17 protein-coding genes are annotated in these 19,465 nt (G+C 62.3%); 8 read left to right on the top strand and 9 right to left on the bottom strand.

Annotated features, from left to right (window positions below; all coding sequences use genetic code 11):
- Positions 1 to 13 precede the first annotated feature (13 nt).
- The 3 genes from mreD to lnt are packed head-to-tail and all read right to left on the bottom strand — an operon-like array spanning position 14 to position 3,670.
- On the bottom strand, positions 14 to 541 hold the full coding sequence (gene mreD, locus VJZ71_20725) for a rod shape-determining protein MreD (protein HKQ50508.1): 528 nt from the start codon (positions 539 to 541) through the stop codon (positions 14 to 16).
- Between the two features lie 35 nt (positions 542 to 576).
- On the bottom strand, positions 577 to 1,575 hold the full coding sequence (locus tag VJZ71_20720; GenBank protein HKQ50507.1) for a HEAT repeat domain-containing protein: 999 nt from the start codon (positions 1,573 to 1,575) through the stop codon (positions 577 to 579).
- A 49-nt stretch (positions 1,576 to 1,624) separates the two neighbouring features.
- Positions 1,625 to 3,670: an apolipoprotein N-acyltransferase gene (gene lnt / locus VJZ71_20715; protein ID HKQ50506.1), complete on the bottom strand. Its 2,046-nt coding sequence runs from the start codon at positions 3,668 to 3,670 to the stop codon at positions 1,625 to 1,627.
- Between the two features lie 368 nt (positions 3,671 to 4,038).
- On the opposite strand from lnt, the gene VJZ71_20710 reads away from it, so the two are divergent.
- The 4 genes from VJZ71_20710 (at position 4,039) to VJZ71_20695 (ending at position 8,712) form a co-directional block, all read left to right on the top strand.
- A complete protein-coding gene (locus VJZ71_20710) occupies positions 4,039 to 5,001 on the top strand; it encodes a phosphatase domain-containing protein (GenBank protein ID HKQ50505.1) in 963 nt (320 codons plus the stop codon).
- Between the two features lie 14 nt (positions 5,002 to 5,015).
- A complete protein-coding gene (locus VJZ71_20705; protein HKQ50504.1) occupies positions 5,016 to 6,947 on the top strand; it encodes a tetratricopeptide repeat protein in 1,932 nt (643 codons plus the stop codon).
- Between the two features lie 89 nt (positions 6,948 to 7,036).
- Positions 7,037 to 8,071 carry an aldo/keto reductase gene (locus tag VJZ71_20700; GenBank protein ID HKQ50503.1) on the top strand — a complete coding sequence of 345 codons (1,035 nt, stop codon included), beginning with the start codon at positions 7,037 to 7,039 and terminating at the stop codon, positions 8,069 to 8,071.
- A gap of 53 nt (positions 8,072 to 8,124) precedes the next feature.
- A complete protein-coding gene (locus VJZ71_20695; GenBank protein ID HKQ50502.1) occupies positions 8,125 to 8,712 on the top strand; it encodes a hypothetical protein in 588 nt (195 codons plus the stop codon).
- A 22-nt stretch (positions 8,713 to 8,734) separates the two neighbouring features.
- Here VJZ71_20695 and VJZ71_20690 read toward each other — a convergent pair whose 3' ends face one another.
- Positions 8,735 to 8,950 (bottom strand): DUF5678 domain-containing protein, encoded by a 216-nt coding sequence (locus tag VJZ71_20690; GenBank protein ID HKQ50501.1) that lies wholly within the window; start codon positions 8,948 to 8,950, stop codon positions 8,735 to 8,737.
- Between the two features lie 37 nt (positions 8,951 to 8,987).
- Entirely contained in the window at positions 8,988 to 9,707 is a 720-nt protein-coding gene (locus tag VJZ71_20685; GenBank protein HKQ50500.1) for a glycosyltransferase family 2 protein, read from the bottom strand.
- Between the two features lie 168 nt (positions 9,708 to 9,875).
- Here VJZ71_20685 and VJZ71_20680 point away from each other — a divergent pair, with 168 nt between their 5' ends.
- From VJZ71_20680 to VJZ71_20665, 4 genes are all read left to right on the top strand, one after another.
- Positions 9,876 to 10,859, top strand: a complete 984-nt coding sequence (locus tag VJZ71_20680) for a CAP domain-containing protein (protein ID HKQ50499.1) — start codon at positions 9,876 to 9,878, stop codon at positions 10,857 to 10,859.
- 134 nt (positions 10,860 to 10,993) lie between these two features.
- Positions 10,994 to 13,096 (top strand): (Fe-S)-binding protein, encoded by a 2,103-nt coding sequence (locus VJZ71_20675; GenBank protein ID HKQ50498.1) that lies wholly within the window; start codon positions 10,994 to 10,996, stop codon positions 13,094 to 13,096.
- Positions 13,097 to 13,648: 552 nt separating this feature from the next.
- Positions 13,649 to 14,308 (top strand): MBL fold metallo-hydrolase, encoded by a 660-nt coding sequence (locus VJZ71_20670; GenBank protein ID HKQ50497.1) that lies wholly within the window; start codon positions 13,649 to 13,651, stop codon positions 14,306 to 14,308.
- 247 nt (positions 14,309 to 14,555) lie between these two features.
- A complete protein-coding gene (locus VJZ71_20665; protein ID HKQ50496.1) occupies positions 14,556 to 15,134 on the top strand; it encodes a DUF1579 family protein in 579 nt (192 codons plus the stop codon).
- A gap of 32 nt (positions 15,135 to 15,166) precedes the next feature.
- Here the strand turns inward: VJZ71_20665 and VJZ71_20660 are convergent, their stop codons facing one another.
- The 4 genes from VJZ71_20660 to VJZ71_20645 all read right to left on the bottom strand — a co-directional run bounded on the left by VJZ71_20660 (position 15,167) and on the right by VJZ71_20645 (position 19,424).
- Positions 15,167 to 15,961, bottom strand: coding sequence for a zinc ribbon domain-containing protein (locus tag VJZ71_20660; GenBank protein HKQ50495.1), 795 nt, complete (start codon positions 15,959 to 15,961; stop codon positions 15,167 to 15,169).
- A gap of 3 nt (positions 15,962 to 15,964) precedes the next feature.
- Positions 15,965 to 17,086, bottom strand: coding sequence for a glycerate kinase (locus VJZ71_20655; protein ID HKQ50494.1), 1,122 nt, complete (start codon positions 17,084 to 17,086; stop codon positions 15,965 to 15,967).
- A 78-nt stretch (positions 17,087 to 17,164) separates the two neighbouring features.
- On the bottom strand, positions 17,165 to 18,523 hold the full coding sequence (locus tag VJZ71_20650; GenBank protein ID HKQ50493.1) for a trypsin-like peptidase domain-containing protein: 1,359 nt from the start codon (positions 18,521 to 18,523) through the stop codon (positions 17,165 to 17,167).
- 28 nt (positions 18,524 to 18,551) lie between these two features.
- On the bottom strand, positions 18,552 to 19,424 hold the full coding sequence (locus VJZ71_20645) for a metallophosphoesterase (GenBank protein HKQ50492.1): 873 nt from the start codon (positions 19,422 to 19,424) through the stop codon (positions 18,552 to 18,554).
- Positions 19,425 to 19,465: the final 41 nt, after the last annotated feature.

The following is a 19,465-nucleotide window of genomic DNA, read 5'->3' as shown; positions in this document are numbered from 1 at the left end:
GGAAATCGGCTCGTCATCTTACGCCCCAGCGATACGACACTCCAACGCCCAACAGACCGCGTAATTGTTTCAGCATCCAATGGCCATACGGCGCGAGAACTGCCGTATAGGCGGCCGAATAGATGCCGACCGTCGCGACCTCGCCGAACCGGCCTTCGCTCCGCGTCACGTACAACATGTGTACGCCGACCAGGAGCGAAAGGGCCAACTTGGCGATGAAACTAAAGACGAGGGCCGTCCAGACACTATCGCGAAAGGTCAGGTCCCGGGCCTTGATCAGCGGGACCGCGATCAGGCCCAGGCTCAGGGCGCACACTCCCACGTTTCCCGATGCGTGATAGCTTGCACCGGTCAGGTCCATCGCCAGACCGACGACCCAGCAGGCGAGCATCGCGTCGGCGGGGGCGGCGGCCAGGGCGTAATAGACCGCGACGATGACCATGAAATCCGGCCAGACCGAATGCAGCTTCAACAGTGGCGCAATCGTCGTCTGGGCGACGGCTACGCAATAGAGCAGAATGGCAAAGGCGATCCAACGCATGGCGAGAAAAGTCAAAAAGTCAAAATAAGAGGGACCTATCCGGCGCTGGGCGGCGCTCGATCGATGATCGCCACGGCGGCGCGGGCGATCGCCAGACGCACCAAATCGGACTGGCCGGCCTGATTGAAGGCCCGATGCAGCGCGGCCAGGGCCTGGGGGCTGCCGATCGCTTCGAGGGCCAGCGCGGCCAGGGCGCGAATGCGTACGATCTGTTGTTCGGGCGGATCGTTCTTCCGCCGTCGATCGGGAGAATTGAAGTACAGGTAGGCCAATGCCAGGTCCAAACCGTCATCCTGGCCAAGCTTGCCCAGCCCGCGCGCCGCCTGGAGCTTGATCTCCGGCTGGTCGGCCACATCCAGCCGATAGCGAAACAGTTCCTCGGCCTCCTCCGCTCCCGCGTTCGCCAGAAACATGAGCGCCAGCGCCGATTGATCCGGGGCCGCGCTATGGCCGGCGAACAGGAGCCGCTCGATCCCCACGGAATCGCCAAGCAGGGCCAGCGCTTCCATGATCTGCAGCTTGACAGCGTCCTTTTGCTCGCGCCGCAGCGCCAGGTTCAGGACATGCGCCGAGCCCGGCTCCTTCAATCGACCAATGGCCAGGGCGGCGTTGGCCCGTACGCGGGCATCGCGATGTTTGAGCAGGAAATCGGACAGTTCGCCCGTTCGTTTCTGATCGCCGAGCCGGTGCAGGGCATAGAGAGCGGCGATGCGTACATTGGGATCAGAATCCTCGGCCAGGGTCCGTACTCGATCGAGCACCGACGCCTCGCGCAGCGTGCCGACGGCCATCAAGGCCGCGAAACAGACGCCGGCGTAACCATTATTGATGTTGCCTTCGATGTACTGGAAGCCCTCGCGCGGGGCGACCTCCTGCATCGCCTCGATGGCCTGCATCCGCATGACGGGTTCGTCGCTGAACGCGGCGCGCTTGAGAAAGTCCATCGCTTCGTCGCGAAAGCCGCGCTGGTCCTCGGCGGGGAGCGGGCCTCGAAGCGTGCCGGCGCATCCCGCCAGCGCGAACGCCGATGACATCAAACTAATCATCCGGACCCTTTGCGTGGTCCGGTCCGCCGCCCCAGCCTTATCCATGGCTCGTTCCTCGTTCCGTCTTTCTTCGGAAGATCCGCCGCAGGGTCCAGTCCAGCAGCATGAGCGCGAAGAGTCCCACGCAGCCTTGCGCGAACCAATCGCCCCATCGTGTATACAACGTCGCCCGCCGATCGCACTTCACCTCTTCAACGCTGTAACCCGGGGCCGTGTCGGGTTTTTCCTTCCATCGCGCGATCGTGGCGCGATCCTCGTCGAGTTGGCCGCGCAGTTCGACCAGCGCGGCCCTCCGCTTCGCAGCATCCTGCGGGGTCAGCGCCAGCATCATGCTGTCCAGCCGATCGGCGATAAAGTCGTATTCCTTGCCGACGGCCCCCAACGCCGCGCGAAGCGGCCCGGCCAGGGTCTTTCGCAGCTCCGTCCACGCCTTCATGTATTCCTGCTGCTGCTCGGCGACCGTATCCATAGCTTGCACGGCCTCGTCCAGTTGTTTCAAAACAGCATCGACCGGATCGAGGAGCGCCAGTTTCTCCAGAGAGAGTCTCACGCGATCGTGGATCTTTCCATTGGGGTGGATGATGGCGCTCGCCCCCGTGTTGACGCTCCGCGCGACGGCAATGCGGTGCTCGACAGCGCGAAAGACCGCCGCGGCGAGGTGCTGCTCCAGTTCGGCGGAGTGCAGGAACCAGCCGTCGTTACTGATGGTCAGGAGCATATCGATGTCCTTGGCCTCGCCGTCCCGGCGCGCCGGGACGCCCCGGACGAACGCCCGCGTAACGTAGGGCATGATTTCTTCATAACAGATGGGCGTGGCGGCGCGATAGGCCCGGTCGCCGCGCGAGGCGGCGTTGAATTCAAAGGCTCGAAACTCCGTACCCTCGCTTAAGGAGTATTCGATGCCCATCTTGCCCCAGGGCGTGATGCCGTTGAGCCAATCATAGAGCCAGCGATAGCTGAACCGAAACGGAACGTACTCGCCGAACAGCACGAGGTGAACCTTGTCGTAGCGGTCGGCGGGCGTGGCGCGGCCGGGCTTGAGGAGAAAGGCGGAATTGTATGCGTCGACCCGCGGAGGAATCGCCGTCGGTTTCCATTCGATGGACGACGAGCCGATCACGATTGGCACGCCCGATTCCGTGCTGAGCTGCTGAAACGCGTCGCGGACGCGGCGGCTCCAACCCTGCATCGCCGCCATGGCCCCCTGGGAAACGTGGGGCGGATAGCGACGGCGCTGGATCTCGTCCAGTTCCCCCGGTGTTGCCTCCAAGAACTGGTCGTTGATGTAGCCCTGCATGGCGGTCTCCGGGAGCACGATGAGGTCGGGCTTTTCGGCGGCGGCTTGCCGCGCCAGCTCCAGAAAACCATTGAACACCGATACGTGCGACGTGCGATTGGCGCGGTCGGAATCGACGTACATCGGAAAATCGTGCTGGACGATCGCCACGCGCGGACCCGGTTCGAGGTGGCGGCCGGAGCGCTGGGTGCTCCCGTAGATCATCGTCCCCAGGACAATGAGTAGCGTCGTCAGCGATCCAATCGGCAGTCGCGTTGAACGGTCCGTGCGCCAAAGAAGGATGGGCTGAATGAGCAGGTCGGTCAGCCATCCGTTGACCATCGCCAGTACGAAACTGACCCCGTACACCCCGGCCAGATCGCTGATCTGGATGATGTTTACGACCGTGTACTGGCTCTGGCCGAGCAGGACCCACGGAAATCCCAAGGGTGTAATAGAACGAAGATACTCCATCGCGACCCACGCGACCGGGGCCGTTAACGCGACGGGGAAGTTATGCCGTTTATAGAGATGGCGGATCGGCCACGCGGCGAGGGGGAAATAGGCCGCCTGATAGACGACGAGGGCCAGATAACCGGGAAGCGTGACGGCGATCATCCAGCGGATATTGAAGGCGAAGTACCCCAGGCCCAGGAGCCAGCTCATCAGATAAACAAGCTTGCCGCGCTGCGCCGTGCAGACACAGACGAGCCAGGGAACCAGGCAGACGTACCCGAGCGGCCACCAGCCGACGTCGGGAAAAAGCAGGCAGGTCGCCAGAAACGTGACCGCGCAGAGCAGAAACATTGCGCGGGCCTTTTCGATCCGGGTCTGCGCCCCGACGAGGCGCGATGGAGTCCGGAGAGTCTGGCCGGCCGGCGAATTCGAGGGCTCGGGAATGCGACCAGCCGGGTCCGGCTCCGGTGGGCGTTTTGACGGACGTGAACGGGCGGATCGCTCGGATGTTTCCTGTCTCATTGGCGCGAGAGAGTGTAACCGAGGAATGTGAACCGCGGCAGGAGGCTCCGCTTGGCCGCATTTACGCGGAAAGCGTCGTGCTATATCCGCTCAATGGACTGGAGATCTCTACATTCAAGGAATAATTTCAGGGAAGTCGATGGGCATAGGGAAGAATCCGCTACAATATGCGGACAGTTAGCGGGAGGACAATCCTAATGCGACGAAACCGACTTGCGGCGTGTTCTCTATTCATCGGCATCGTTCTACCCTGCGCGGCTGCGCGGGCGAAGCCCATCATCCACCTTCAGGACTGCATCGCGGCGCCGGACGGCACCACGACGCTGGTGGCGGATTTGAAGAAACCCACGGTGTTCGGAATCGACCGCGACATCGAGAATCTCCCGGTCCGCTTTACCTGCGGCGGAAAGGAAGTGGGCCGGATCCGAAGTGATAATGACGGCCGGGCCGTCCTGGAGTGCAAACTTCCCGATTCTCAGGGGATGGCGATCGAAGCGGCGGCGTCCGTGAACGGCGTCGAGATTCGGGCCGAGGCCAGGGTGTATCGATGCAAACCGGATCGCGTAATCGTCGTCGTGGACATCGATGATACGATCTCCGACACCCATTTCAACGATGCCTGGTACGGCAAGGAGGATCGCGACTCGATGCCCATCCGGCATTCCCGCGAAACGCTCGTCGACGTGGCCCGCGACTTCCAGATCCTCTATCTGACCGCCCGGCCCTGTTCTCTCCTGGGCAAGACGCAGCGTTGGCTGGCCACGCACGGCTTTCCGGCCGCGCCGGTGCTGGTCTCCTATCGCAAGGCCGATTTGCTGGACCAGGGCAAATTCAAGCAGCGGCAACTCAAGCGGCTCAAAGGGGCTTGGCCGAATGTGCTGATTGGCATCGGCGATCGGTCCCGGGATGCCCGAGCATATGGCGGCTCGGGTATGCTCTCGCTGATTGTGAACCGCAGCGGCGATTTCGGGCCCCGCAGCCTGGCCATGGCGGATTGGAATGTCCTGCACGCTTTCTTCCGCAACAACCGGGCGACACTGGCCGATCCGGACCAATGCCGGCGGCTCATTGCCGGCGAGCGGCCGCGGCAACGGATAGCCAGGTCCAACGACGACCGGAAGAGGGACGCCGCACCGCCCCTCCTCTCTGAAACGCGATAGTTGAAGATGGGCCGGTGAGGCTATCATCGGCGCCCGTGAACCCGCGCCATCAAACGACCAAGTCGAAGCGCGCCACGAATGCACCCTCCCCAGTGACGATGCGGCGGCACCTTGCGCTGGGCGTCGGCTGCGCCTTGCTGGTTGGATGGACGCTCATCATTTTCCTCCCGGCGGTCCGCTACGACTTTGTCGACTACGACGACCGCGAAGCTTTCCTCGACAATCCGTATTTTCGCGGGCTCGGCCCGGAGCAGCTTCGCTGGATGTTCACCACATTCCACATGGGCCACTACCAGCCGCTCGCGTGGATGACGCTGGGGCTGGATTCGATGATCGCCCGTGTGTGGTTCGGCGATGTTCTGGATCCCCGTCCCTACCACACGACAAATATCATCCTTCACGTCCTTTCCGTCCTTGTGGTGTTTCTCTTGGCTCGCAAACTATTTGCAATAGCCATGTCGGCCCAGGGGTGGGAACAGAACGTTGCCGCCACGCTGGCGGCGCTTTTTTTCGCGGTCCATCCGCTCCGCGCCGAATCAGTCGCGTGGGTCACCGAGCGGCGGGATGTACTCAGTTCCTTTTTTCTGCTGGTGACCGTCTGGCTATACCTGGCGGCCCATGAAAGCGTCCGGCCACGCTCCAAATTTCCCTTTATTGGATGCGTTCTGGCGTATCTTTTGTCGCTCTTGAGTCGGGCGATGGGCGTCACATTGCCCGTCATCCTGCTTTTGCTTGACGTCTTCGTGCTGCGCCGACTGGGCGGCAACCGCGGCGACCGACCGGCGACATTGCGCGGGCTTCTGGTTGAAAAAATCCCGTTCCTGTTGCTGGCGATTCCTTTCATAGTCGTCGCGCCCCTCGCGCAGCGAGAGGTCGGCGCCGCATGGTCGTTGCAGGAGCACGGGGCCACCGCACGTCTCGCCCAGGCATCTTTCGGGCTCGTTCACTACATCTGGAAAACCGTCGTGCCGACCGGCCTTTCTCCCATCTATGAACTAAACAGGCCCATCAATCCATTCACGCCGAAATATCTGGCGTCCTTCGCCGTGCTTGGCGCGTTGACGGTGCTCGTGTGGACTTTTCGTCGCAAGTTTCCGGCGTTGGTTTGCGCGGCGGCCTGTTACGTCGTGCTGCTCTTGCCCGTACTGGGGTTCTTTCAAAGCGGCGATCAGGAGGTGGCGGATCGATACAGCTATCTACCCGGCGTTGTGTTGGCACTGGCGGCCGCCGGAGCGGTTCTGCACGCATGGGAGAGGCGACCGAGTTGGAAAATCCCCGGCACGCTACTGGGCATCGCCGTCGCAACGGCGCTTTCTGTCCTGACCTCCCGGCAATTAGGTGTCTGGAAGGAATCCGCCGCGCTCTGGACTTACGGCCAGCGCGTCGCGCCCAATTCCGCGATCGCCCAGGCGGGATACTCGACGGTGCTCCTCGCACAGGAACGGAACGCCGAGGCGGAGGCGGCCGCGCGGCGGGCGCTGCACATCGTCCCGCGAAACTGGCAGGCGCATCAGAATCTGTGGAAAGCGCTGTTGGCGCTCGGGAAGAACGACGAACTGATCGCCGCATTGAAGGAGTCGATCCGGCTGGGGGTCACGCCCGAGGAGGCTCACAACAATCTCGGGAACGCCTACGTTCGCCGATCGGCGTTTGAACTGGCGGCGGCGGAGTATCGAGCGGCGATCGCCCTGCGCCCCGGAAATGCCAAGGCCCATGCGAATCTGGCGTTCGCGCTGTTGCGACTCGGCGATGCGCGGAGCGCCGAGCATCACGGTCGCGCGGCCGTCGCAGCGGACCCGGACTTCGCGCTCGCCCGATTCCACCTCGCGGCGGCGCTCGAACGGCTGGGCAAGCTGGACGAGGCCAAGGTGAATTATCGCGAGGCGCTACGGCTGGACCCGAACTTCGCCGAGGCCCGGCGGGCGATCGAGCGTTTGGGCGGCTGACGGCCGCGGATTGCATTTGCCCGGTGGTCGCCGACAATGGAATTCGTCGCCACGGTGGCTTCGGCCGTTTTATTTGGAGGGCGTATACGATGAAGCTCCGCAAACTCGGCAACACCGGCGTCTATGTCTCCGAACTGTGCCTCGGCACGATGAATTTCGGCATGGCCGATTGGGGCATCGACGCGGCGGCAAGCCTGCCGATCTTCAAGGCCTACTTCGACGCGGGCGGCAATTTCATCGACACGGCCGACGTGTACAGCAAGGGCGTCAGCGAGGAAATCTGCGCGCAGGCCATCGCCGGTCGGCGCGACCGCGTCATTGTCGCGACCAAGGGGCATTTCCCCGTCGTCAAGAAGTTCGGCGATCCGCCGGAGCATGAGAACGCGACGGGCTCGTCGCGGCGGCACCTGACGGCGGCGCTGCACGATAGCCTCCGCCGGCTCAAGACGGACTATATCGACCTGTACCAGGTGCACTGCTGGGACAACGTGACGCCGATCGAAGAGACGCTCAGTACGCTGAACGACTTCGTCCGCAGCGGCAAGGTCCGCTACGTCGGCTTGTCCAACTTCGACGCCTGGCACATCGCCGAATCGCGGCAGCTCTGCATCCGCCATCAGTGGGAGCCGTTCGTCACGGCGCAGATGCAGTACAGCCTCATCTGCCGCGACATCGAGCGCGCCGTCGTGCCGGTCTGCGAGAAATACGGCATCGGCCTGCTGCCCTGGAGCCCGCTGGGCGGCGGCGTGCTCTCCGGCAAGTACGGCCGCGACCTAAAGGGGCCGAGGGATTCGCGCTTCGGCGAAACGGCCGACGCGGCCAATGCCTGGCGGAAGCAGTTCGTGAACGAGCGGAACCTGGACATCGTCGATGCAGTGAAGGCGGTCGCGCGGGAGTGCGAGACGACGCCCGCGACGCTGGCGACGGCGTGGGTGCTGGGCCGACCGATGGTGAGCAGCGTGATCATCGGCCCGAAGTCGCTGGAACAGTGGAAGTCGGCCCTCGCGGCATGCGCGGTGAAGGTCTCGCCGGAACAGTGGAAGCGCCTGGACGAAGTGAGCGAGCCGTTGCCGACGTATCCGCATCAGTTTATTGCGAAGACGGCGCGGAACAGCGTGACGTAATCGCATTTTCTACTGTAAGCACCAAGCCGTTGTCCCGTTAATCATGATGACACATGATTACCCGAGGGCGAATTCGTAGGGCAGCCGTTTTGGCGGCAGGAATAATTCTGCTAGCGACCGCTTCATCCTGTGTCCGGCCGTTGAGTTTTGGGGTTGCACCATTCATAATTGCGCCGTCTTTCGATCCACTTCACGAGCTTCTTCGTAACCGTTTGGCCATCTTTTTGGTTGCAAATCAGTGCGCGTACCTTTCAGAAAATGAGATCCAGGCTTTGCCAGGCGTAACGTTTGTCATCGATGATACGCTCGATTGTGACTCGGTGGTTCCACACGGCGCGATTCCCCGCTACTGCCTGACGGGTATCTCGGAATCTCATTCATCATTACGGAAAGCGACAATTGACTTCGACGATATTGTCGCACAACGTGATTGCGTGAAACTTTGCTCCGAACTCGTGAAAGTACAATCTGATAGACGGTATAGCTACGATGCCGTTGAACCGATCGGGATTTATCTATCGTTGTATCCAGATTCGAAGAAACCGCTTTTCGAGCTTGACTTTGTTGCATACCCACCCGGCCCAAATCGCACGGGTATGGTGGTGCAGTGCATCGCGGTTTCACGCGTCAGTTCAATCTGAACTGTGAGCGAACGCCCACTTGCTACTCAACATGCGGAATGTCCACGTCGAGGTTGATCTGTTCGAGGATAAAGTCGCGCTCCGGGCGTCGCCTTAGGGCTTGATCGTGAGCCTGCGCGACCGTGTCGCCAACGCCGATAACCTCGCCGTCGCGAACGGCAATCCATTTATTCGGATAGAGGGCGGAAAGTTCCAGCCCATGTTCGGCCAACCAATCACAATCTTTCGTGTTGATCATGGTCCAAGCTCCTCAACCACCATGATATCGTAGATCGTTACCTCTTAGCAGGCAACCCCTCGCTCCGAATATGCCTCCGGAGTTTGAAGAGTTCGCGGAATGCGCGGAGGATGACCTTGATGTTCGCGCCCGTCTGTTGGCCGGCGACGCGGGGATAGTGGTTCACGCCGACCTCGGCGATCCGCAGCCCGCGATATTTCGCGCGGGCGAGCAGCTCCGTGCTGATGAGTGCGCCCGTGCTTTTCAGTTCGATCGAGTCGATCAGCGACTTGGGCAGGAGCTTGAACGCGCAGTCGATGTCGCGGACCTTCAGACCGAAGACCATGCGGACCAGCGTCCCCCAGCAGAACGCGTTCACCTTGCGAACGAACGGGTCCGCCCGCTTGATGCGATAGCCGACCGCGAAGTCGCACCGCTCCAACAGCTCCACCAGCTTGCCGATCTCGTTCACGTCGAACTGCCCGTCGCCGTCGGTGAAAAAGATCCACTGCATCCGCGCCTCGCGCAGCCCTCGCGCGACCGCTCCGCCGTAGCCGAGGTTGGGGTTGTTGTGGACCGCCCGGACCTCCGGGGTCTCCGCCGCGAGCCGCTCCGCGAGGGCGGCCGTGCCGTCCTTGCTGCCGTCGTTGACGATGATGATCTCGAACGTCTCGGCGTATTTCCGCGCCGCCTCCACGCTCGCGCGGGTCAGCCGCTCGACGTTGGCCTCCTCGTTGTAGCAAGGAAAGAAAATGGACAGGGCCGGCAGTCGATTCATGACCCCCCAGTAGGCGCGGCCCCCCCCACGGCGTCAAGCCCGCGAATGCTCGCAACGGGACGGATAGCCCGCAGATTCGGAATAATCCCTGCGCCCGGCCCGCTTCTACATGTTATACTATGCGAAAGGTCGGACGTCGCCTTTTTATTGGTTCACATGGGGTTATTCGTGCCACACTCCGCGCCGATCAAGGCCATTGTCTTTTGCCTGTTACTGGCGACCGGTCTTGGGTCGCCCGGGTGCGAAACCGCGCCGCCCGCAATCCCCGGAAGCAACACCGTCGGCGGGGCCACCGATCAAAACGCGGGTCAGCAGACTTCCGGCACCCCCACCGCGTCGGTCAGCGTTTCAATACTGGAACAGCTTTCGCTCGAGCGGATCAACCGCGCCCGCCTTCGCCCGGCAGCCGAGGCGCAATCCTCGGGCATCGCGCTGGACGAAGGCGTGCCGGGACAGATCGACGCCACGCCCAAGCAGCCTTTGGCGATGAACGCGGCGCTCGTGCAATCCGCCCGGTCGCACAGCCAGGACATGATCGCGCGGGACTATTTCGCGCATAACTCGCCGGAGGGGGTCACGCCGTTTACGCGGATGGACGATGCGGGATATCTGTTCGTCAGTGCCAGTGAAAACCTGGCCTGGCGCGGCTCGACCGGCAGCATCGACGAGGTACAGGTCGTCGAGCAGGAGCACACAGATTTGTTCGTGGACGAGGACATCGACGGTCGCGGGCATCGGGTAACCATGCTCAGCGGCGTATTTCGCGAGGTGGGCGTGGGAATTGTCCGGGGGATCTTCACGAAAGACGGCCAGAACTTCGACTCGATCATGCAGACGCAAGACTATGGCACTCCCCAGGGTTCGCCTACTTTTGTGCTCGGCGTCGTATACAACGATTCCAATTCCAACGGCCGGTACGACGCGGGGGAGGGCGCGAACGGGTCGGTCGTAACGCTCGACGCCGTGTCCAAGACCACGAATTCGGCGGGGGGCTACTCGTTCGTGGTGGGCCAGGCCGGCACCTATACGCTCCGTTTTTCCGCCAATCGTTCGCAGGAGCTGGACATCAACGCCGGTTCGCCGAACATCAAGGTGGACTTTGTCGGCGGATCGCAGATCGTCGTCAATCTTGGATTGGGACCGTTGAATTGATCATTGCTGGGCTGGGATGATCTCGCGATGGGTGGCACGGTCTGGCAGCAGCCAGGCCTTGCGCATCGGAACCACTGCTACCCCAAGTTCTGTTTAATTGCCGCTCGATATCCCCTTCCTTATGATCGCGGGCGATGAGCCCGATCTTCATGGGATTCTTGCTGCTGGCGGGCTGGGGCCTGTTCGCCGCGCAGATGCGCCGCCGCTGGCGGTTGATGACACTCGGGCCGGGGCAGAATCGGCTCGATCAAATCGGCGAACGATTGCGCCGCACTTGGGAATACGCCTTCGCGCAGAAGCGCATGCGCCGCTACTGGTGGGCGGGCATCGCTCATCAACTCATATTCCTCGGATTCATGGTTCTGTTGTTGCGGACTTTGATCCTCTGGGGGCGGGGATTCGACGAGGGTTTTGATTTCTGGCTCTTCGGCGCGGACCAGCCGCTCGGGATGATCTACTCCGTCCTGAAAGACATCTTCGCCGTGCTCGTCCTCGCAGGCACGGTCGTGTTCTTCTATTACCGTCTCGTCGTCAAACCCCCGCGGCTCTCCAAGGGTTTCGAGGGCATCCTGATCCTGCTCATCATCGCCACGATGATGCTGGCGGACATCCTCTACGACGGCGCGTCGCTGGCCCTGACCGCCCCGGTGGGGGCGAATTCCGTCCCGTTTCATTTCGCCGAACCCGCCGGTTCGATCGTGGCCAAACCGCTCGTCGGAATGTCGGACGACGCGCTCGATTTTCTGCGCCACCTGGGCTTCTGGACGCATGGCATTCTCGTACTCGTCTTTTTGAACCTGTTGCCCGTTTCCAAACACTTCCACGTCATCACGGCCATCCCCAACGTCTTCACCCAAAGCCTCGCGCCCCGCGGCCGGCTGCCCCACCTTCCGGACATCGAGGGCAAGCTCGAACGCGAAGAGACGCTCGGCGTCAAACGCATCGAGCAATGGTCGTGGAAGGCCGTGCTGGATTTCTACACCTGCACCGAGTGCGGCCGGTGCAGCGACCACTGCCCGGCAACGAACACGGGCAAGCTGCTGTCGCCGAAGCACCTGACCCTCGATCTGCGGGATTTTCTCTACAAGAACGAGAAAAAATTGACCGGCGCCGGGGGACCGAGCGCTGTAGGGCGGGTTCCACCCGCCGATTCGACGAGCCAAGTGGTCGACGGCGCGGAAGGCGGCAATGGCAACGGGGAATTGCCGGAGTTGGTCCCCGACGTGATCAAGCCGGAGGTAATCTGGGCGTGCACCACCTGCGGAGCGTGCGAAACCGAATGCCCGGTATTCATCACGTACGTCGACAAGATCATCGAAATGCGCCGAAATCTGGTGATGGAAAAGTCCGAGTTCCCCGGCGAGTTGCAGAACGCGTTTCGCGGCATGGAGACGAATTCCAATCCGTGGAACTTCCCGTCCTCCGACCGCGCGGGTTGGGCGGCGGATTTGAACATCCCGCGAATGAGCGAGAAGCCCGACGCGGCCGTGCTCTTCTGGGTCGGCTGCTCGGCGTCATTCGATGATCGCGCCAAGAAGATCGCCCGCGCGACGGCGCAGCTCCTCAAGACGGCGGGGGTGGATTTCGCCATTCTCGCTGAGCAGGAACAATGCACCGGCGACCCCGCTCGCCGCGCGGGCAACGAATTTCTCTTCCAGATGCTCGCCCAGGCCAACGTCGAGACGCTCAACGGCTACAAGCCCAAAACCATCGTCACAACCTGCCCGCACTGCTTCAACACGCTGCTCAACGAATACCCCGACTTCGGCGGTCACTTCAACGTCGTGCATCATTCGACCTATTTGTCGCAGCTCGTGGCCGAGGGGAAGCTGAAGCCGTCCCATCGCGTCGATGCGAAGGTGGCCTATCACGACTCGTGCTATCTCGGCCGCTACAACGAAGTCTATGAGCCGCCTCGCGACGTGCTCCGCGCGATTCCCGGCCTGACGGTCCTGGAGCCGAAGGAGACTCGCGACCGCGGGATGTGCTGCGGAGCCGGCGGCGCGCAGATGTTCAAGGAGGAGGAACACGCCCGGCCCGGCGCGACCGGCGAGCGCGTGAACGAGCGGCGCACCGATCAACTCCTGGAGACAAAGCCCGACATGGTCGCCTCGGCCTGCCCCTTCTGCCAGCGGATGCTCATCGACGGGTTGGCGGGTCGGCAGCGCGCGGAGGTGCAGCAGTACGACGTGGCGGAATTGCTGTGGAAGGCTGTTGGGGAAAACACAATTCAGTGAAACGTGCAAAGTGGGCTTGGTATCACATCGAAACACGCTGATCGGACTGGCGATTATCGTAGCGGCATTGCTCGCCGTCGCGGGGTTATTTCTCAACTTCGAATATGAATTGCTGTTGACTTTGGCGGCTGCTGTCGCCGGAGCCATCCTCTTTGGAAAGCACCAAAGAAGACGTCGAGAATGGCTTGCCATCTACACGGGAGGCTCTTTGTCCGCCATCTTTGCGTTTTTCTTTCTAACCTCGCATGCAATTACGCTTGAAAACCAGTCTAGACAAAAGATAAGGTACATTGAATTGAATATGGAGGTTTTCGACCCACTTGGAGGCGGTCTATACTCACCGCAACTCTTGTTCCACAATGTCGGGCCTGGTCTAACAATTACGAAACGGGTCCGCGGCCTCCTTGGACTAAGCGCTGTGTCCGCACAGGGCTTCCTCGATCGAAATACAGAGTTATCCGTTCATTACGAAGGTGATCGATCCGAATTGAAGTGCGGTTTTATTGCACGAATCCAGGATAAAGGTCGCGTAGAGATTTCCACTCGGTGAGCATGATCCGTAACGTCGCCCGGAACGTCTGGCAGATATGCACTTTCCCGCCCAACGCGATCAACGCCTATCTCGTCGAAGATGTGCTGATCGACTGCGGTACGCGGTGGGACGCCAAGCGGCTGCTTCGCGCGGTCGATGGTGTTGACCTCAAGCTCGTCGCGCTGACGCACGTTCACCCGGATCACCAGGGCAGCGCCAAGGCGATCTGCGAAACGCGCCGCTGCCTGCTCGCCTGCCACGAGGCCGACCGCGCGGCGATGGAGGGTCGCGAGCCGATGGGGCCGCCCGGCCGGGCGATTCGATTCTCCAGCAACATGATGGCCGGTCCGCCCCACCCGGTCGACCGCGTCCTCAAGGACGGCGATGAGATTGCCGGCTTTCGCGTTATCGAGACGCCCGGTCACACCATGGGCCACGTCATCTTCTTCCGCGAGTTCGACCGCGTGGCCATCGCCGGCGACGTAGCAACGAGCATGAACCTCTTTACGACGCTGCCCGGTCTGCATGAGCCGCCCAAGTTCTTCTGCGTCGATGCGGCCCTCAACCGCCACGCGATCCGCAGGCTCGCGGCGTTAAACCCCGAGACGGTCCTCTTCGGCCACGGGCCTCCTTGGCGCGATCCCGACAAGCTCAATCGCTTCGCGGGACGATTGACGTAGCATCTTGCGGCCCGTCGTGCCGGACCCGAACTCCAAGGGACTCCTCCTATGGTGGAATTCCCCCCTCGACGCGGCCTTTGGACCCTCTTTTCCTCCGCTGGACAAGTGTTACACTTCCCATCGCGAGTCAGCCGTTTGCAAAGGACGGACAGCGATTTCGACCCCGACAATGCCCTCAATGACGACCGGCGCCGTGACGCGGAGTCCCGGGCGCTCAGTCAAACCATCTTTTTAAGGAGTTACCCCCATGACGCGAAGTTGGCGAATCCTTACGGTCGGCTTATGTGCTGCCGCCGCGGCGGTCGGTTGCGCGAAGCCTCAAAACATGGACCCCTCGGCCATGAAGATGCCGTCCCGCCCGGCGGAGCTCGACCGGCTCGAGTCGTGGGTGGGAACCTGGCAATCGACCGGCGAGATGAAAGGCGCCGACGGCAAGACCATGCACATCACCGGCAATTCCACGATCGGCTGGGAATGCGACCGCACCGTACTCGTTGAGAAGATGGAGGGGACTTGCGAGGAAATGAAAGAAATGAAGATGATGGGCATGGGCGTCTATACCTGGGATGCGCATGAGAAGGAGTACGAGACCGCCTATTATGACAATATGGGGACGGCCGCCGATGGCGACATGACGTACAACGAGTCCACCAAGACCTGGAAGATGACCGGCGAGGGTTACAACCCCATGCACGGCCAAAACACGCACTGGGTCGGCGAAGTGAAGTTCCCCGACAGCAGCACGATGGAATGGACCTGGGCGACGTATGACGCCTGGAAAATGAAGAAGCTCGAAGAAGGCAAGGGCACCGCCAAGCGGATGTAACGCGGTCAATGCCGCCTTTAGCCCCCGGTGAATCACCGGGGGCTAAGGGGCTGGCACGCCGTCCCGCACTCCGGGCATCGCCCGCTGACGTTTCCCGTCAGATCGTACCCACACGCGACGCACAAATTAGCGTCCTCCAATCTTCGCCAGCGCACCTTGTGATGCACATATCGCGCGACGAGATAGGGGACAAACAGCACCACGAACATGGTGACCGCCAGGCTCAGCATCCCCACGCGCCCGCTGGGGATATACCAGCCGAAGTAGCTTGCCATGACATCGAGCAGCCAGGATAGACCGACGATCGAAACCAGATAAATGGGCGCCGCCACCAAGAGACTGACTTGCATCGAATGCCGCCGCATCGTGATCGCCGACGCGGTTCGCCTGCGCACCAGAACCTTTCGTATTGTCGCTATCCCCAACGGCAGCGAGACCGCCGTCCACGGCAGCCAAAGGGGGATCGCAACACCGCGGTAGGTTCCAGTGGAGATTCGTTCCGGAAATCGCAATCCCAGCGCCCGCGAAACGGGGATCCGACGCGCCGGGTGCCAACCAAACAAGAAATCCGATTCGACTCTCAGGGGGCCGGATCCCGATCCCGGGACCTCCTCGTACCACCATGAAAAAAAGCCGCGTCCGACGTAGCCGCTCCATTCTGAGGTTTTCGAAACATGGTCATATCGAATAAAGCCAAGGATGCTGAAGCACCAGGCCACAAGGAGGACCAGGCTGACGCTCGTCGCCATCCAATATAGGAATCGAGATCGCAGGGCGCCGTCGCTGCCCGGGTAAGGTCGAACCAGCGTCGATTCGCGGGGGGTCATGGGTTAAAGATTCTCAGCGGCGACGTGATGGGCCGCATCCACTAAGCGCGCCCCGGTCTGTTCCATCGGGGCATCGAGTGTGTACCAGTTCACCAGCACCGCGCGGCACTCCTCAACCCCCTCGCCGGTCTTCCCAACGATCGCAAGGCACGGCACGTCCGCCGCATTGCACATCCGCCCGACCGCTCCCACGACTTTGCCCATCATCGATTGCCGATCCAGGCAGCCCTCGCCCGTAATCACCAGGTCCGCCTCAGCAATCTTCGCCGCCAGTCCCGTCGCCTCGGCGACCAGATCGACGCCGGGCACGATCATCGCGCTCGTCAGGGCGAGCAGCGGCAGGGCCACGCCGCCCGCCGCTCCCGTCCCCGGCTCGTCGCGGATTCTTCGTCGGCAAATCCCCTCGAGGAGTTCCGCCCAGTTCGAGAGCCCCGCTTCGAGTACCCGCACCCCGTTTGCATCCGCGCCCTTCTGAGGCCCGAACACCGCGGCGGCACCGTTGGAGCCGCAGACCGGATTCAACACATCCGTTGCTATGGTAAACTGCACGTTTTCCATGTTCGCCGGCGGGTGGTCCCAACTGATTCGCCCGATCCGCTCCAGATCGCCGCCCGTAATTGGCGGCTCCATCAACCGGCCCTCCCGATCGAAGAAGATCATCCCCAGGGCCTGCATCATCCCCGCCCCGCCCTCGACCGTCGCGCTGCCGCCGAGCGTCAGGATGATCTCGTCGATTTCGCTCTCGACGGCCGCGCGGATGACCTCGCCGACGCCGATGGTGCTCGTCTTCAAGGGATCTCGCCGCTCCGGCGGCACCATCGCATACCCCGCGATGCTCGCCAATTCGATGACGGCGCTCGTGGCATGGCGAATCAGCCCGACCGGCGCCTCGATCGGCTCGCCCAGCGGCCCATGCGCCGCGACGCGTCGCCGATTGCCTTTATGGGCATCGACCAGGACGTCCAGCGTGCCCTCGCCGCCATCCGCCATCGGTACGACGTCGATCCGCGCTTCCGGCCGCGCCCGGCGAATCCCTCCAGCCATCGCTTCCGCCGCCTCCCGAGCGCTCAACACGCCTTTGAAGCTGCACGGAGCAACGACGACTCTCCTTCCACTATTCGCCATGCGCTCTGGTAGAGTGGACCATGCCCACCCATCTCCGATGGGGATGATTCATAAGGTCAATGGTGGGCACGGCCCACCCTACTTCGCTCGCAGCCCCAACTCGAACCGCGTAAAACTCTCGCCCCGAACGCGCAGCAACTGAAACGGGATCCGATCGCGCGGCGTAACCTGCTCGATGAGCTGCCCCAGCGACTCCAGCGACGTCACCGGCCAGCCGCCGAACATTGTGATGATATCGCCGCGTTCGACGCCGCCCTCCGCCGCGCTCGTCCCGCGCTGAACGTCCGTCACCAGCAGCCCGACCGGCCGGCGAAGCCCGATGCGCTTCAGATCCGCCGCGGTCAGATCGCGAACGGTCAGGCCGAAGTGCGCCTTCATGCGCTCGGCGTTGTCGGCCACGGGCACTTCTGCCAACAATACTTCCACTTTTCGGCGTTTACCGCCTTCCCGCGCCACTTCGAGATCGAGCCGCCGACCTGTCTTTGCCCCGCTCAGGATGCCGAACGCGTCCATGAATTGGCCCGTCGGTTTCCCTTCGATCGCCGTCACGATGTCCCCGGGAAGGACCCCAGCCGCGGCCGCCGGCGAATCCTGGTCGACCGATTTCACCCGGACGCCGGCGACCGACCCATGGTCCCCGTCGCTGTCGAAGTGCAGGCCGAACCGCACCCGCCGCAGGCGCTCCAAGTCGAGCATCGACGGAAGCAAATCGTGCAGCCGGTCGACCGGGATGGCGAACCCGATGTTCTGCGCATCGCCGCGAATCGCCGAATTGATGCCGATCAGCTCTCCGAAGATATTGAGCAGCGGCCCCCCGGAATTGCCCGGGTTGATCGACGCGTCCGTCTGGATCAGCCCCGAATACACCCGATCGCTGCTGAACCGCAGCTCCCGGTTGATCGCGCTGATCACCCCCGACGTCACCGTGTGCTGGTATCCCAGCGGATTGCCGATGGCGATGACCGTCTCACCGGGCATCAAATCGTCGCTCTTCCCCATTTTCAGAAACGGCAGCGGCTTGGGCGCATCCACCTTCAGCACCGCCAGATCGCTCGCCGGATCGCTGGCCACCGCGATGGCCGAAAGTTCCGTCCCATCCGCAAAGACTGCCTTGCATTCCGCCGCGCGCTCGACGACGTGGGCGTTCGTCACGAGGTACCCGTCCTCATGAATGAGAAACCCCGACCCCACACTGTGTGTGGTATAGCTGCGCGGCCGGATCGTCGGAAAGTCGAACATCTCGTGGAACATGTCCGGAATGCCGATCCGCGGCTGCACCGTCACCACCGCCGTTGTGGACAGGTTGACGACGGCAGGGCTGCACTCCTTGAACACGCGAACGACCGGAGTCACGCGCTCCGCCCGGGGAGCGGCCAGCACCGTCTCCGCAATCAAACCGAGAGCGACCAAGCCCCCGAAGAAGTACCGAATCGTCATTTCGCAATCCCCAATTCACCTTCCGGTATCAGGTAACGTCGACCACCTCATATTGTTTCTCCCGGTAGGTCGAACCAATGCTCGTACAGACGAAACCCCCCTTCCGGCAGGTCCGCCGCCGATGCGAGTGGCCGCAAAGCACATGGCTGACCTTGGGGAATTCTAGGATCGTCTCGCCCAATAGTTCGCTCCCCAGAAAGCCCGCCGCAAAGGCCCAGTTCGGCACGATCGTCGGCGGCACCAATTCCGCAAAGGGCAGGTGATGCACCGCCACGACGACGCGTTCCGCCGTCGCGCTGACTTTTTCGAGATCGCGGCGGAGCCGATCGGCCAAATGCCGCGTGAAATCCACGTCCCCTATCGGCAGCCGCACCCGCTCACCGTCCATCCACCGCGTCGTCACTTGTCGGGCCCGCTCCGACACGTCGCCGTCCTCCTCCAGTAAATGTCGGTGCTTTTCATAGTACGCGGCCGCCCCCGGCGCCACCTTGTGTTGGTAAAACCGCAAGGGGATTTCCATCCCCGACCGCCGAAACGAGAAATCGTACCATCCCACGTTGCCGACGATGGCAACGCCGTTGTCCTGGTAGGGCTCCGCGTCCAGATAGTGTACGCCGCTCTTTCGACAGGCCTCCGCCAGATCCCGCTCATACCGCGCCAGCGAATCCACCCCGCCCGTCGTCCATAACTCATGATTACCCGCCACCGCCAGCCGTGGACCGCGGAAAGATTCGAAAAGCCCGAAGACCTCCTCCAGCATCGCCAGGTCGGTCGATGCCGAATCGCCCACGAACAACAGACAATCGCCCCCGCGCCGGCAGACCTCCTTCGCCAGCTCCCGCGTCGGACCCTGGCTCCGGGCAATGTTGTAGTGAAGATCGCTGGTCGCGAGGATTCGCATGGTGAGTGAGAATAATAGTGCACATTTAGCCCCCGGTCATT

It is taken from the genome of Phycisphaerae bacterium (genome assembly GCA_035275405.1).
Lineage (GTDB): Bacteria > Planctomycetota > Phycisphaerae > UBA1845 > UTPLA1 > DATEMU01.
Note: the sequence above shows the minus strand (reverse complement) of the source record. Positions and strands in the feature narration are given on the sequence as shown.

What these genes read in the sequence shown, in the direction of transcription:
- lnt (HKQ50506.1), bottom strand. Translation starts at nt 3,670, where the DNA reads ATGTTTCTGCTCTGCGCGGTCACGTTTCTGGCGACCTGCCTGCTTTTT.
- VJZ71_20665 (HKQ50496.1), top strand. Translation starts at nt 14,556, where the DNA reads ATGACGCGAAGTTGGCGAATCCTTACGGTCGGCTTATGTGCTGCCGCC.
- VJZ71_20710 (HKQ50505.1), top strand. Translation starts at nt 4,039, where the DNA reads ATGCGACGAAACCGACTTGCGGCGTGTTCTCTATTCATCGGCATCGTT.
- VJZ71_20685 (HKQ50500.1), bottom strand. Translation starts at nt 9,707, where the DNA reads ATGAATCGACTGCCGGCCCTGTCCATTTTCTTTCCTTGCTACAACGAG.
- VJZ71_20700 (HKQ50503.1), top strand. Translation starts at nt 7,037, where the DNA reads ATGAAGCTCCGCAAACTCGGCAACACCGGCGTCTATGTCTCCGAACTG.
- VJZ71_20650 (HKQ50493.1), bottom strand. Translation starts at nt 18,523, where the DNA reads ATGACGATTCGGTACTTCTTCGGGGGCTTGGTCGCTCTCGGTTTGATT.
- VJZ71_20690 (HKQ50501.1), bottom strand. Translation starts at nt 8,950, where the DNA reads ATGATCAACACGAAAGATTGTGATTGGTTGGCCGAACATGGGCTGGAA.
- mreD (HKQ50508.1), bottom strand. Translation starts at nt 541, where the DNA reads ATGCGTTGGATCGCCTTTGCCATTCTGCTCTATTGCGTAGCCGTCGCC.
- VJZ71_20660 (HKQ50495.1), bottom strand. Translation starts at nt 15,961, where the DNA reads ATGACCCCCCGCGAATCGACGCTGGTTCGACCTTACCCGGGCAGCGAC.
- VJZ71_20695 (HKQ50502.1), top strand. Translation starts at nt 8,125, where the DNA reads ATGATTACCCGAGGGCGAATTCGTAGGGCAGCCGTTTTGGCGGCAGGA.
- VJZ71_20720 (HKQ50507.1), bottom strand. Translation starts at nt 1,575, where the DNA reads ATGTCATCGGCGTTCGCGCTGGCGGGATGCGCCGGCACGCTTCGAGGC.
- VJZ71_20670 (HKQ50497.1), top strand. Translation starts at nt 13,649, where the DNA reads ATGATCCGTAACGTCGCCCGGAACGTCTGGCAGATATGCACTTTCCCG.
- VJZ71_20675 (HKQ50498.1), top strand. Translation starts at nt 10,994, where the DNA reads ATGAGCCCGATCTTCATGGGATTCTTGCTGCTGGCGGGCTGGGGCCTG.
- VJZ71_20645 (HKQ50492.1), bottom strand. Translation starts at nt 19,424, where the DNA reads ATGCGAATCCTCGCGACCAGCGATCTTCACTACAACATTGCCCGGAGC.
- VJZ71_20655 (HKQ50494.1), bottom strand. Translation starts at nt 17,086, where the DNA reads ATGGCGAATAGTGGAAGGAGAGTCGTCGTTGCTCCGTGCAGCTTCAAA.